Origin of the sequence: Acinetobacter sp. WA-87, from assembly GCF_039938935.1 — a bacterium.
Classification (GTDB): domain Bacteria; phylum Pseudomonadota; class Gammaproteobacteria; order Pseudomonadales; family Moraxellaceae; genus Acinetobacter; species Acinetobacter seifertii.
In genome coordinates this window covers 638,487-652,497 of the sequence record NZ_JBDUVF010000001.1, presented here as the reverse complement: position 1 = coordinate 652,497, position 14,011 = coordinate 638,487, and the positions used below count along the sequence as shown (strand labels likewise).

The window sequence follows — 14,011 nt, the reverse complement described above, 5'->3', positions numbered from 1 at the left end:
GTGAGCACACAAGAACTCGATCATAACCACCGTTATGAAATTAAATCTCCCGATGATGTTTCACAATTAATTTCAAAATTTGCAGGGAAGGGTAAGTCGAATAAAGTTATTTGGTTGGCACTGATAGGTGTGTTTATTGATGCCTATGATTTAACAACCCTGTCCTTTGGTATTGAGCAAGTCATCTCAGAATTTTCCTTAAGCCCAGTCATGACTGGGGTCGTAGCTTCAGCAATTGTCTGCGGAACCATTGTGGGTAACCTGATTGGTGGTTGGCTGACAGATAAAATTGGCCGTTATCGGGTCTTTATGGCGGACATGGTGCTCTTTGTTATTGCGGCAATTGTTGCTGGTTTTGCACCGAATGTATGGGTTCTGATTGTAGCCAGATTCATTATGGGAATTAGTGTGGGTATTGATCTGCCTGTGGCAATGTCATACCTATCTGAGTTTTCCAAGTTTAACGGTAGTAGCAACAAGTCAGCGCGTTTAGCTGCATGGTGCCCAATGTGGTATGCCGCTTCTTCGGTCTGTTTTGGTCTAGTTCTGGCGCTTTATTTTCTTTTACCCCCTGAGCATAGCAACTGGTTATGGCGAGCATCTTTAATTTTTGGAGCAGTGCCAGCGTTACTCATTATTTTTATTCGCGGTAAATATTTAACTGAATCACCAATCTGGCTTGCAAACCAAGGCGATTTAAAGGGAGCAGCTAAAGTTCTACAAGAATCCTATGCAATTCATGCAGTCGCTACAGTTGAAAAAGTAGAAAGAACTGCTGAAAAGAAAAAGCGCGAGGGTTTTGCAGTTTTATTTAATAAAATCTATTTACCAAGAACGATTGTGGCAATTGTGATTCACATTTCGGTTGCATTTCAGTACACGACCATTGCCTTCTTTTTACCTTCTATTTTAACGCGTTTCTTTCATACCGATGTCTTGACGACCATTACCACCACACTTGGACTTAATTTACTGTTTGCATTTACGGGTGGACTGTTAGGCGTATTTGTTGCTAGCAGATTTAAATCTCGTCATGTGTTGCTTACAGGCTTTTTACTCCAATTTATAGCCCTTATTGCCTTGGCATTCATTGGTGAACCCGGTAATAGCTTTTTACTCTATACAGCAATTGGCATGCTCGGTTTATGGCTTTTTGCCGAAGGCTTTGGGCCAGGGGCACAAATGATGGTTTATCCAACCATGGCTTATCCAGCTTCGATTCGTGGCGTTGGTGTCGGCTTTAACCGTGCAGTAACAGGTGTTGCTCAAGCAATTGCTTTGTTTGTTTTACCGATCTGGATGGCGGGATATAAAACCGATGTTTACCTGATTATTTCTATCTTTGCTTTTATTCCTTTAATTGTGATTGGACTACTGATTAAGTTTGAGCCTACTGCCCAAGATGTCGATGTTATAGATGAAGATAAAACAGAACTTCCTCTCAATAATTCACCTGTAATCGACTAGAGTAAAAATAAATATCTAAATGAAAACAAAGGCCAACAATTGTTGGCCTTTGTTCTTGGAGTTAGAAGTAATAAGCAAAAATTACAAATGCTTTTTTATTCCATTTATCATTGCTTCCACCAGCTGCAAGACCCTCACTATCTCCTAGATATGGATCATGTTTACCCATCAGCAACTCGGCTTGTACTGTCAATTTTTGATAGTTAAAGGCAATGCCGGGAATAAAACGGGTGGAGTCTTTAAAACCATCTTGCTCTTTTCGATAAGAGCTGTAGTTTAAATACGGCCGAACAGAGGTAATTGGGCCAAATTGCTGAGGGAACAAATAGCTGAGTTCGGCTGAATAAATCTGACCTTTGGTTGCCGAGTTAAATGAATAATCGAAACCACCTAAAGTCAGGTGGTCTTTATATTGATTGTCGGCATTATCAATGTCTTGATAACCAGCCAAAAGCTGTAAATTCCATTGGTTATAATTGGTGTTGCTAAAAACCGAATAGACTTGGCGATTCCCATCTTGCCCTGAACGTTTGTTTTCAATGGTGGAATACCATGCAGAAGCACCCAGTTGGGTAGAGAAATTTTCTTGGCCTAAGACATTTTTAAAGGTATGAGCACCACGAACAACAATGGAGTTCTTTTCTTTGGTATTGGTGCCTTCTGGTACAGAGTCATCTGCATTGACAGGGTTGATACTAAATCGACTCGAGTCTTTGCTTTTACCTCTATAGGTGCCACCATCGGTAGGATAAAAGGCAAATTGTGCCTCATTGATTCCATCATTGAAATCATATTTCACGCCAAGGTTGTGTACATCTTCCCAACCCGCACTATTGGCAATGCCTAAATAATAAGTATTTCCCCAAAAGCGACCCAAGCCAAAAGGAACGGGGTTTAAGCCAGCAATAATTTTACTATTGTCATCAATTTTATAACCCAACCATGCATCGGTGAGCCAATTTGCATCACCTAAACGCCCGTAATATTCATAAACCCGATAATCTAAGCGGCCAATCCATTTCGGGGAGTTGTAATCTAGCCATAATACGGCGTCATTAAAAGAAAATTTACTGGTAGAGGGTTCAGAGTCAAAATCATAAACATATTTAGCCCGAACAGTACCACTTACTTTAAGTTCACCTTCTTCAGCATTACCAAAGGTAAGCGCTGCATGGCTTGAAAGACTAAAGGTAGTCAAAGTCGTAGCGATGAATATTTTTTTTAAATTTTGGGAATGTTTAAACAAAATATATTTTCTCCTCTTAAAAATAAAAAATTAAACTTGCGTCATGTATAAACCAGAAAAAGATTTGTCTAAATCTCAATATTTGCAGAGGTTTTAAGATAAAAAGATAATAAAATCTGATCTTTATAAAAAATGGTGAAAATTGATTAGACGTAAAACATCTAATGTGATAGACCAAAAGAAAAAATGATTAAAGGTGAGTAGGATAAAATACTAGAGAGCTTATGTCAGGCTTTTCCAATCATATGATTTGGGAATAACATTTTTAATTATTGATATATAAGTATTTTAATTTTGTATCTATTCTATAAGATTACTTAAAATTTGCTTTTTACCAAAAGATAAAAACTTATGAAGAAAAGTTATTTATAAAAACTAGATAAGCAACTCATATTTTTTTATTTTTCATTATAAAGCCGGCTGCATACCATAGGCTTATATTATTGAAAGATCATGAAATTATGAGCACGAAGACCAAACCGCTGATTGTCACGGCAATTGTGATCGTCGCAATTGTTGCATTTATCGTATGGCAAAATAAGAAAGACAATAATACAAGTGCTTCAGTTCGTGATAACAAACCTGTCGTGATTGCCTATCAAACTGGAGTGGACCCAAGTAAAGTTGCACAGGCGAATGGTGACTACGAAAAACAAAGTCAACGTAACATTCAATGGAAAAAATTTGATGCAGGCTCAGACGTTGTCAATGCACTTGCTTCAGGCGATGTCGTACTTGGCAATATTGGCTCAAGTCCACTTGCTGCTGCGGCAAGCCGTGATTTACCAATTGAAGTATTCTTAATTACATCAAAACTTGGTGCGTCTGAAGCACTCGTGGTAAGTAATAAATCAGGCATTAAAACTCCTCAAGATTTAATTGGCAAAACCATTGCTGTACCGTTTGTTTCAACTACGCATTACAGCCTTTTGTCGGCACTTAAACATTGGAACATTCCAGAAGACAAAGTAAAAATTATTAACTTGCGTCCACCTGAAATTTCAGCTGCTTGGGAACGTGGTGATATTGATGCTGCCTATGTGTGGGAACCTGCTTTAAGTAAAGCTAAAGCATCTGGTACGGTTTTAACCGACTCAAAACAAGTGGGTGAATGGGGCGCTCCAACTTATGACTTATGGGTTGTGCGTAAAGATTTTGCAGAGAAAAATCCTGACTTCTTAAAAGCGTTTGTTAAAACTACGCTTGAGCAGCTTGAGAAATATAATCAAGATCCAGCCGCTTACGTTAAAGATGCCGATAACGTGCAAAAAATTGCGCAGCTCACAGGTTCTGATGCAAAAGATATCCCGCTTTTATTAAGTGGAAATATTTACCTTGACCGTGCACAGCAAAAACAAACGTTAGATGGTGAATTCGCACAAAATATTTTTGATACAGCGAAGTTCTTAAAAGGTCAGGGCAAAGTTGATCAACTGAAAGCCGATTATAAAGGCAACGTGAATTCTTCATTTTTGCAGCCTTAAGGAGTTGTCATGAGTGTATTAGAAGCCAAACATATTCATCTGACTTTTCCTAAACAGCAAAAGCCAGTTTTACAAGACATTAACCTAACCATTGAAGAAGGTTCTTTAACCGTGATTTTGGGCGAGTCGGGTTGTGGCAAAACAACTTTGCTTAATATCTTGGCAGGGTTTCAAAAGCCAAGCTCTGGTGATGTACTTGTAAATCATGAAGTGGTAACTGGACCAGATGTAACTCGCGCTGTTGTATTTCAGGATCACGCCTTACTTCCTTGGTTGAATGTTGCAGATAATGTTGGCTTCGCTTTGCAGTTAAAAGGTTTAAAACGTGCAGAGATTGAGAAACAAGTGAATGCAATTTTAAAAATTGTAGGTTTAAGTCACGTTGAAAAAGCCAATATCTGGGAACTTTCCGGTGGTATGAAACAACGTGTTGGTATTGCCAGAGCTTTGATTAGTCACGCGCCGTTTATTTTATTAGATGAACCTTTTGCCGCATTAGATGCTTTTACGCGTGAAAACATGCAGCAGTTAGTGCTCGATTTATGGATTCAACAAAATAAAAGCTTCTTTTTGATTACTCATGATATTGAAGAAGCATTATTACTCAGCAATCAGCTGGTATTAATGACAGCACATCCGGGTAAAATTGTAGAAACTCTACATCTGGATTTTGCTCAACGATATCGTCAGGGCGAGTCTATTCGCTCAATTAAATCGGACCCTCAATTTATTCAGCTCAGAGAGCAGCTATTTGAAAGTTTAAGGGCACAAAAACAAAGCGGTAAGGAGGCGTTACCTACATGAACACTAAAGATAACGTCTATGAGTATGACAAAGCAGAGCTAAAACTTAAGCCAGATGTGCAAGCAGAAAATGCTTCATTTCTATCGTCATTTTTTGAGAAGCATCGCACTTTGGCAGTCAGCATAATTAGTGTGGGAAGTGTGGTTGCACTCTGGTTCCTCATTACTGCTTTGCATGTTGTGCCTGAACTGTTTTTACCAAGCCCACAGGCAGTCTGGCAAAAATTTATATCGGTTAGCCAAGAAGGCTTTATGAAAGCAAATTTGTGGCAACACTTGGCAGCCAGTATCTCTCGTGTGTTTTTAGCTTTGATTGCTGCCGTAGTGATTGGAGTTCCGCTAGGCTTATGGATGGGGCTGAACAAATGGGTTCGCGCTGTTCTAGATCCTTTAGTTGAATTATTACGTCCAATTCCACCGTTAGCTTATTTGCCGTTACTTGTTATTTGGTTCGGTATTGGTGAAACCACAAAAGTACTTTTGATTTTCTTCTCGATATTGGCGCCTGTCATTATTAGTAGTGCACACGGTGTATTAAGTCATCAGCTTAATCGTGAACGTGCGGCATTGTCGTTGGGTGCGAGTCAGTCACAAGTCTTTTGGCATGTCATTTTACCAACGGCTTTGCCTCATATTATTACCGGTATTCGTATTGGTCTTGGGGTGGGTTGGTCAACATTAGTTGCAGCAGAGTTGGTTGCAGCGGACCGCGGTATTGGTTTTATGGTGCAATCGGCAGCACAGTTCTTAATTACCGATACGGTGATTCTGGGCATTATTGTGATTGCGATTGTCGCAGTTAGTTTTGAGCTGTTTTTACGTTGGTTACAAAAACAGTTTTCTCCTTGGTATGGTCAGCAGTTGTAGTAAAGAAGATGAATACAGTAGTAGCAAACTTAAATATTGAAGTGATCAAGCCTACCATTGGCGCAATTATTCACGATATTGATTTGAATGCGTTAAATGAACAGACAACGCAACAAATCCAGCAGGCTTTGCTTGATCATCAGGTTATTTTTTTTCGAAAGCAACAATTAGCACCGCAAGCACAAGTAGACTTGGCACGCAGTTTTGGCACCTTACACGTGCACCCGATTTATCCTTCAATTGAAGATGTACCTGAAGTGATGGTGCTCGATAGCTGGAAACAAGACTTGCGTGATAATGAACTTTGGCACACAGATGTGACTTTTAGTAAAAATCCACCTTTAGGTTGTGTGTTGCAAGCTATTAAAATTCCACCTGTGGGCGGTGATACGTTGTGGTCGAGCAATACCGCAGCTTTTAAAGGGCTTCCGCTTGAGTTACAGCAAAAATTACGTGGCTTAACTGCAACACACGATATTCGGAAGTCTTTTCCACTTGAACGTTTTGCCCATAACGAAGAAGAGCGTGAAAAGCTGTTGCAAACCTTTAAGCGTAACCCACCAGTGGTTCACCCAGTGGTGCGTACCCATCCTGTTACAGGTGAGCCTCTGTTGTTCGTAAGTGAAGGCTTTACCACACACATTAATGAGTTACCCGAACAAGAAAGTGAGCAGTTGCTTAATTTCCTATTTGGACATGCGACCCTAGAGCAGTTTCATTTGCGTTGGAAGTGGCAAGATGGTGATATCGCGATTTGGGATAACCGTTGTACGCAACATAAAGCATTATTTGATTATGGTGATGCTCATCGCATCATGCACCGTGCAACTATTAACGGTGATGTGCCATTTTATAAAAATGAACAACAGCCAGAGTTAGCAGAGGCTTAATTCTTTTAATTATTCTTTGTTTCAATTCCAACGCAGCGTTTTGAGTTGGAATTGAAACAGTAATTTATTTCTAATGTGCTCCAAATCCTGACAATATGCCTGTGTAACTCTTTACAGGAGGTGAGGCCCAATCACCAACTTTGCTGGTTTTTAAATTTAACTGGACTAACATTTCAGCTTGTTTAACGGCTGCTGCAACGCCGTCAATAACAATTACTCCCAACTCGTTTTGTAGTTTTAGGCATAAATCACTCATACCTGCACAGCCCAAAACAATCGCATCGCTTTTATCTTCTACTAGTGCTTTTTTGCACTCATCTCGTATGGTTCGATAAGCATCTGAGTCAGGAAGCTCCAACTCTTCAACTGCAATGTCACAAGCCCGAACATTTTTGCAAAATGGTGTAGCCCCATAGCGATGAACCAGATGCCAGCTCATATTCACTGTGCGTTGTAAGGTTGTGACCACACTAAAACCAGTACTAACATAACTTGCAGTTCTCATAGCTGCTTCGGCAATCCCAATCACAGGTGCTGAAGTCATTTCACGGGCAGCATAAAGTGCAGGGTCACCAAAACAGGCAATAACATAAGCATCTACACCTAGAAGTTCACCTTGGCGAATTTCCTCTAGCACACCTACTGCACTTAGAGCCTCATCATAATAACTTTCAATCGTAGCAGGGCCCATTTGAGGACTCACTGCAATAATTTGAGTACCAGAACCTGCGACTATCTTTGCTGATGCAGCAATTTTGTCTGTCATGCTTTGGGTTGTATTAGGGTTAATAATTTTAATTTTCATTGTACTTTTACCTTCGTCATTGCCGATTTAGCATGGGCAAGCGGTTGGTTAAGAAATCGATAAATGACAAAACCGAATCCCATCCCAATAAACCATGTGAAATTAGCTAGCCCTGATAGTTGTGGTAAAAGTACGCAGAGAATAGGAATTAATGAAGCTGGAATTAAGGCATAAAAGGCAGAGTGGTTATAACCATTTTTGTACCAATACAAACCTTTGGTATCTAAGGTATATAAATCATCTACTTCGATTTTTTGTTTTTTAACGAGGTAAAAATCGGCTATCAATACGCCAAAAAGTGGACCAATAAATGCACCCAAAATATCAATGGTGTAATGGATCACTTGAGGATTATTAAATAAATTCCATGGGGTAATGAAAATCGAACCAACTGCTGCAATCATTCCACCCATGCGCCAGCTAATTTTGCTCGGTGAAACGTTGGAAAAATCAAAGGCAGGTGAAACAAAGTTAGCGACAATATTAATCCCAATCGTGGCAATCATTAAGGTCAAGCTGCCTAAAATCACCACAAAGGTATTATCAAGTTTTCCAACCATCTCGACAGGGTCTGTAATGAGCTTGCCGTAGACTGGAAGCGTTGCTGCAATACACACTACAGTAAGTAAAGAAAAGCCTAAGAAATTAATCGGTAGTCCAAGAAAGTTTCCCATTTTAATGGCATTAAAACTTTTGCCATAACGAGAGAAGTCACCAAAGTTCAGCATCGGTCCTGAAAAATATGAAACAACAAGCGCAATAGCACCAATCATGACAGGTACAACCGCAAAACCGTCGTATTGAACACCGCTCAAGTTTAAATCAATATTTTGCCAGCCAGCTTTCCAGATGAGCCATACTGCCATCGCAAACATCACTACGTAGACAGCCGGACCTGCCCAGTCAATGAATTTACGAATACTGTCCATGCCAGACCAAAAAACAATCGCTTGCAGTAACCAAAGCAGCATAAAGCCAACCCATCCTAAATAGGAAAGTCCAAGAAAGCCGTAATTTGTAACATCGGCATAGAGCGACCATTCTGGAAAGAACTTTAAAATGACCAATAAGAAAGCACTTGAGGCCAAATAGGTTTGAATGCCATACCATGCGACAGCAATAAGACCACGAATAACAGCAGGAATATTTGCACCAAGTACACCGAAGGTTGCGCGGCAAATAACAGGATAGGGCGTGCCAGTTTGTTGGCTAGACTTGGCAATGAGGTTTGTAAAAAACTGAACTATGGCAATGCCGATGAGTAAAGATAAAAGTACCTGCCAGCTATTGAGCCCGAGTGCAAAAAGGCTCCCAGCCATGACATAACCGCCGACACTATGAACATCAGACATCCAGAAAGCAAAAATATTATAAGCGCCCCATGTTTGCTTTTTTAAAGGAGCTAAATCTTGATTTGTCAGTTTTGCATCATAAGAAGGTTTAATTATTGCTTCGGTATTATTCATCTTGAACACTCACTTCCCTTATGTTGGGCTGGCACGTTCTTCAGCAGCTTGAAATTCTGGCTAAAAGAATGAAATTAAAATTGTGCACAATTTGATATTTACATTGTGCACAATTTTAATTGAGCAAAAGTTATGCCAAATTTAAGAAGTAGCGCTCATGAGTTATTTAAACTGGTATGAATTTTGGATATGAAGAGACAAATTTATAAAATGAGAAGTACTTAATTTTTTATAAAAAGTAAGTAAAGTTAGGTGTATAAGTGGATATTTAGAAGTCTAATATTGAATTGTTTAGCTCAACATTAGTGTTTTGGAAATGAGAGCAATATTCCAAAACGCTTAAGTTAAACTTACACTACAGTTATTAGATAAAGTTTTAAAAAGAGGAGGCGTTAATAAAAATGGAGAAATCAATGCCATCAAATGCACCAAAAAAAGCCGTAGAAATGAGCAATGATGAAATTGATGACCATATATATAACGCTATTGTAGATGCTATTTTAAATCGACAACTTGCCCCTGGCGCACGTTTAGTTGAAGCACCTTTGTGTGAAGCATTTGGTGTAACGCGAGGAGTGTTAAGACGTGTTTTTGTCAAACTTGCCCATGATAAGGTCATCGAAATTCAGCCCAATCGTGGAGCACTCATCGCAAAACATAGTGCTTATGAAACAAAAGAGGTCTTTGAAGCACGCAGCATGCTTGAAATCGCTACTGTAAAAAAGCTAGCTCAAAAGTCACATAGCCTAGATTTTAGTGAGCTTCGAGGTTTAGTCGATCAAGAGTCTCATGAGCGTTTAGCTGGCAATTGGGCTGAGTGGATTAAGCTATCAGGACAATTTCATTTAAAGCTGATTGAAGCAAATCAAAATACGATTATAACCAGTTATTTGCAGACGCTTATTGCAAGGACTTCGTTATTAATTGGGTTATATGAAATTCCAAAACATAATAATTGTTCGGCAGATGAACATCGTGCAATTTTAAATGCCATTGAGCAAGGCGATGAAAAGCGAGCCACTCAATTGATGGAAGAGCATTTAGAACACTACGCGACGACATTTATTGAAGAAGACCGCACAGCAACAGCAGATCAAAATTTATTAAATTTATTTAAAAATAAAAAAATTGAAACTATTTAAAATAACTAAAAAATAACGGGCCAATTCCTATGGAAAAGGCCCAGATTGATTATTTTATAGGAACGATTTGACGCGTTAGAAAATCAATAAATAGTTTGACCTTCTTCGATAAAATCTTACGGTTTGGCCATGTGACATATAAGTGAAGCGGCTGACTGGTATAGTCCTCCAAACATTTCTGTAATTTGCCTTCTTTGTAATAAGGCTCTGCAATAAACTCTGGAAGAAAAACGATACCGTGATCTTTCAAGCACATATCTAATAATAATTCCCCATTATTACAGGTCATCACAGGGAAGCAATTAAAGGACACTTCTTTTTGATCTTTTTGGAAAATCAATTTTTTATGTCGACTATCTTGATAGTAAATCAGAAATTTATGTTCTTTAAGTTCTTCTAAAGAGGTTGGAAGGCCATGCTGATTAAAATACTCTGGTGTTGCATATAAATATCGTTGATAGGTATTTAATATTTTACTATTTGCCAAATTTGGAGGTGAACCATCTACACGAATGGTTAAATCAAATTTATTATTATTCGTATCTAATAGCTGATCAGTCATGAATAAATCAATTTTGATACTGGGATATTTCTCTATAAAGTCTGAAATGATATGTTGAAGAAAAATATTGCTAAAAGACATGGGGGTATTGAGCTTAAGTTCGCCTTCAGGGTACTGCTGATTGTAGCTAATTTCATAAGCAGCCCATTCAAATTCACTTAAAATGACTTTACTATGTTGATAAAATTTTTCCCCACAAGAGGTGAGATTCATCTGTCTTGTTGTTCTGGTTAACAGTGTGGTTTTCAGGTCATTTTCGAGGTAGCAAACACGTTTGGCCACTAAGTCACGAGAGATGTCGAGTGCTCTGGCTGCGCTACTAAAATTCCCATGTTCTACGACACTTACAAAAGTGGAAATACAGTCTAATCGATCCATGGATAAGCAAAAGTTAAAAAAATATATATCAATGATTAAACTATAAAAATTAAAAAGCAATCATTGATTTTATTGTATTCGTACAGCATACAGATTCGAGCTGATTTACTGTCTATTTTTTTACATTTTTATCTGTTTTGATAATAAACATTAGATTATTTACTTAAACACAAAACTTATCAGTAATAACGGAGTTATTCATGAATAAATCACTTTTAGAACAATTATCACCAACGAATTGTCAGGTTATTTTTATTGATCATCAGCCACAAATGGCTTTTGGGGTACAGTCAATAGATCGCCAAGTATTAAAGAATAATACTGTAGGATTAGCAAAAGCAGCTAAAACATTCAATATTCCTGTCACCATTACCACAGTTGAAACTGAAAGCTTCTCTGGTCATACCTATCCAGAACTTTTAGATGTATTTCCAGATGCTCCATTACTAGAACGTACTTCTATGAACTCATGGGATGATCAAAAAGTACGTGATTCTCTTGCAAAAAATAATCGTAAAAAAGTGATTGTTTCAGGCTTATGGACTGAAGTGTGCAATAACACTTTTGCTTTTGGTGCCATGCTTGAAGGCGATTATGAAATTTATATGGTCGCGGATGCTTCGGGTGGCACATCGAAAGAAGCACACGATTATTCTATGCAACGCATGATTCAAGCAGGTGTTGTTCCGGTAACTTGGCAGCAAGTCTTACTTGAATGGCAACGTGATTGGGCACACCGTGATACGTATGATGCAGTTATGGCAATTGTACGCGAGCATTCTGGTGCTTATGGTATGGGCGTTGATTATGCCTATACGATGGTACATAAGGCACCTGAACGTACAACTTCAAAACACGAAGTACTTGCACCAGTTCCTGCAAAATAAAACAGTACTGATTTAGGTAAAGGTATGTCTAGTATTCAATATTTAAGTGATATTAATACAGACATGCCTTTATTTTTTAGAACGATAATTCACAAGAATGGAGTTCAGAATGACCGAAATAAACCTCATACTCATAAACGGTAAAATCACAACACTAGATCCTCACAATCCAGAAGTACAAGCAATTGCGATTGCAGATGGTAAAGTCGTACTTACGGGTACAAATGATGAGGTTATGAAGCTCGCAACCCCTACAAGCAAAGTCGTAGACTTAAATGGTCGTCGCGTTATACCGGGTCTAAATGACAGTCATCTGCATATTATTCGTGGTGGCCTAAATTACAATATGGAATTGCGCTGGGAAGGTGTGCCATCCGTTGCTGATGCTCTACGATTACTTAAAGAACAAGCAGATAATACGCCAGCTCCACAATGGGTACGTGTGGTTGGTGGTTGGACTGAGTTCCAGTTTGCTGAAAAGCGGTTACCAACTTTAGAAGAAATTAATAAAGCTGCGCCAGATACTCCTGTCTTTGTTTTACATTTATATGCCAGTGCTTTGTTGAACCGGGCAGCGCTTGATGTATTAGGCTTTAATAAAGACACTCCAGATCCACCCGGAGGCAAAATTGTACGAGATGCAAAGGGTGAACCAACAGGTCTGTTGCTCGCAACTCCATCCGCTATGATTTTGTATTCAACCTTAGGGAAAGCACCAAAATTGCCAGTTGAAGATCAAGTCAATTCAACTCGTCATTTCATGCGCGAACTAAATCGATTAGGCATTACTTCGGCAATTGATGCAGGTGGTGGTGGTCAAAATTACCCTGAAGATTATGATGTGATTAAGCAATTACACGATCAAAATCAAATGACAGTGCGAATTGCTTATAATCTATTTGCTCAGAAGGCAGGCCAAGAGCTTGATGACTATCGCCGTTGGACAGAAATGACATTTCCGGGTGATGGTGATGAGTTATTTAGAATGAATGGAGCAGGTGAGAACCTGACTTGGTCAGCGGGTGACTTCGAAGATTTCTATGAACCACGTCCAGATTTACCAGAAAAAATGGAAGGTGAACTCGAAGCCATCGTAGAACACTTGGCTGAAAAGAAATGGCCATTCCGTATTCATGCAACTTACGATGAAAGCATTAATCGTTTGCTCAATGTATTTGAGCGCGTCAATTCAAAACAGCCATTCGCAACTCGATTTATTATTGACCACGCCGAAACCGTATCTGAGCGTAATATTGAACGTATTGGTGCGTTGGGCGGTGGTATTGCCATTCAACACCGTATGGCATATCAAGGTGAGATTTTCGTAAAACGCTATGGTGCTGAGGCTGCTCAGGCAACGCCACCAGTTAAGAAAATGTTAGAGCTTGGTGTTCCTGTGGGTGCGGGGACAGATGCGACTCGTGTTGCCTCTTATAATCCTTGGGTGTGTTTGTATTGGCTGACTACAGGTAAAACAGTGGGTGGTTTGCCACTCTATGATGAAAAAAATCTATTAGACCGTCAGACTGCACTCAAACTCTGGACTAAAGGTTCGGCTTGGTTCTCAGGTGAAAAAGATGTCAAAGGTTCACTCACAACCGGGGAACTTGCTGACTTGGTCGTGTTGTCTGATGACTACTTCAAAGTTGAAGCAGAAGATATCCAGTGGATTGAGTCTGTACTCACTGTTTTAGGTGGAAAAGTGGTATATGCAGGGGCTGAGTTTAAGCAAGACGATCCGCCGTTGCCGCCAGCATCTCCAACATGGTCGCCAGTAAAACGCTTTGGTGGTCAGTGGCGTTTATCTGAAAATCGTAATGCACCATCGAATCAATCATTACAGTCACAAAGTGCATTGTGTGCATGTACTAGCAGCTGTGGCATGCATGGACACAGCCACGCTTGGATGCTTGATGTTCCTGTAAACGATAAGGACAAAAAATCTTTCTGGGGCGCACTAGGGTGCTCGTGTTTTGCATTTTAAATAAAACAGTATGGGAACCTGCTGATTAAA

The 14,011-nt window shown here is 39.3% G+C and carries 12 protein-coding genes; 8 read left to right on the top strand and 4 right to left on the bottom strand.

The genetic code is table 11. From position 1 onward, the window contains the following. On the top strand, window positions 1–1,467 hold the full coding sequence (locus ABFY81_RS03150; RefSeq protein ID WP_347913001.1) for an MFS transporter: 1,467 nt from the start codon (window positions 1–3) through the stop codon (window positions 1,465–1,467). Between the two features lie 61 nt (window positions 1,468–1,528). On the opposite strand, the gene ABFY81_RS03145 is transcribed toward ABFY81_RS03150, so the two are convergent. After that, the gene (locus ABFY81_RS03145) at window positions 1,529–2,713 is read right to left on the bottom strand and encodes a hypothetical protein (RefSeq protein ID WP_347913000.1); all 1,185 of its coding nucleotides are present in this window, start codon (window positions 2,711–2,713) and stop codon (window positions 1,529–1,531) included. A 443-nt stretch (window positions 2,714–3,156) separates the two neighbouring features. On the opposite strand from ABFY81_RS03145, the gene tauA reads away from it, so the two are divergent. From tauA to tauD, 4 genes are read left to right on the top strand one after another with little or no spacing between them, the layout of a single operon-like run. Then, window positions 3,157–4,197 carry a taurine ABC transporter substrate-binding protein gene (tauA, locus tag ABFY81_RS03140; protein WP_077168445.1) on the top strand — a complete coding sequence of 347 codons (1,041 nt, stop codon included), beginning with the start codon at window positions 3,157–3,159 and terminating at the stop codon, window positions 4,195–4,197. 9 nt (window positions 4,198–4,206) lie between these two features. Further along, entirely contained in the window at window positions 4,207–5,001 is a 795-nt protein-coding gene (locus tag ABFY81_RS03135; protein WP_151762162.1) for an ATP-binding cassette domain-containing protein, read from the top strand. Next, complete coding sequence (gene tauC / locus ABFY81_RS03130) at window positions 4,998–5,867, top strand: taurine ABC transporter permease TauC (RefSeq protein WP_347912999.1); 870 nt, start codon at window positions 4,998–5,000, stop codon at window positions 5,865–5,867. The genes ABFY81_RS03135 and tauC overlap by 4 nt, the downstream gene beginning before the upstream one ends. A gap of 8 nt (window positions 5,868–5,875) precedes the next feature. Next, window positions 5,876–6,757 (top strand): taurine dioxygenase, encoded by an 882-nt coding sequence (tauD, locus tag ABFY81_RS03125; protein WP_347912998.1) that lies wholly within the window; start codon window positions 5,876–5,878, stop codon window positions 6,755–6,757. Between the two features lie 70 nt (window positions 6,758–6,827). Here tauD and ABFY81_RS03120 read toward each other — a convergent pair whose 3' ends face one another. Both ABFY81_RS03120 and ABFY81_RS03115 read right to left on the bottom strand, forming a co-directional pair. Beyond that, a complete protein-coding gene (locus tag ABFY81_RS03120; RefSeq protein ID WP_347912997.1) occupies window positions 6,828–7,562 on the bottom strand; it encodes an aspartate/glutamate racemase family protein in 735 nt (244 codons plus the stop codon). Then, on the bottom strand, window positions 7,559–9,028 hold the full coding sequence (locus ABFY81_RS03115; protein ID WP_347912996.1) for an NCS1 family nucleobase:cation symporter-1: 1,470 nt from the start codon (window positions 9,026–9,028) through the stop codon (window positions 7,559–7,561). The genes ABFY81_RS03120 and ABFY81_RS03115 overlap by 4 nt, the downstream gene beginning before the upstream one ends. Before the next feature lie 401 nt (window positions 9,029–9,429). Here ABFY81_RS03115 and ABFY81_RS03110 point away from each other — a divergent pair, with 401 nt between their 5' ends. Further along, window positions 9,430–10,170 (top strand): GntR family transcriptional regulator, encoded by a 741-nt coding sequence (locus ABFY81_RS03110; RefSeq protein ID WP_347912995.1) that lies wholly within the window; start codon window positions 9,430–9,432, stop codon window positions 10,168–10,170. Window positions 10,171–10,219: 49 nt separating this feature from the next. Here the strand turns inward: ABFY81_RS03110 and ABFY81_RS03105 are convergent, their stop codons facing one another. Further along, a complete protein-coding gene (locus ABFY81_RS03105) occupies window positions 10,220–11,110 on the bottom strand; it encodes a LysR family transcriptional regulator (protein ID WP_004792929.1) in 891 nt (296 codons plus the stop codon). 200 nt (window positions 11,111–11,310) lie between these two features. Here ABFY81_RS03105 and ABFY81_RS03100 point away from each other — a divergent pair, with 200 nt between their 5' ends. Together ABFY81_RS03100 and ABFY81_RS03095 are read left to right on the top strand one after the other, a co-directional pair. Then, window positions 11,311–11,997: a hydrolase gene (locus ABFY81_RS03100; RefSeq protein ID WP_003651277.1), complete on the top strand. Its 687-nt coding sequence runs from the start codon at window positions 11,311–11,313 to the stop codon at window positions 11,995–11,997. A 109-nt stretch (window positions 11,998–12,106) separates the two neighbouring features. Beyond that, window positions 12,107–13,981, top strand: a complete 1,875-nt coding sequence (locus ABFY81_RS03095; RefSeq protein WP_347912994.1) for an amidohydrolase — start codon at window positions 12,107–12,109, stop codon at window positions 13,979–13,981. The last annotated feature ends 30 nt before the right edge of the window (window positions 13,982–14,011 follow it).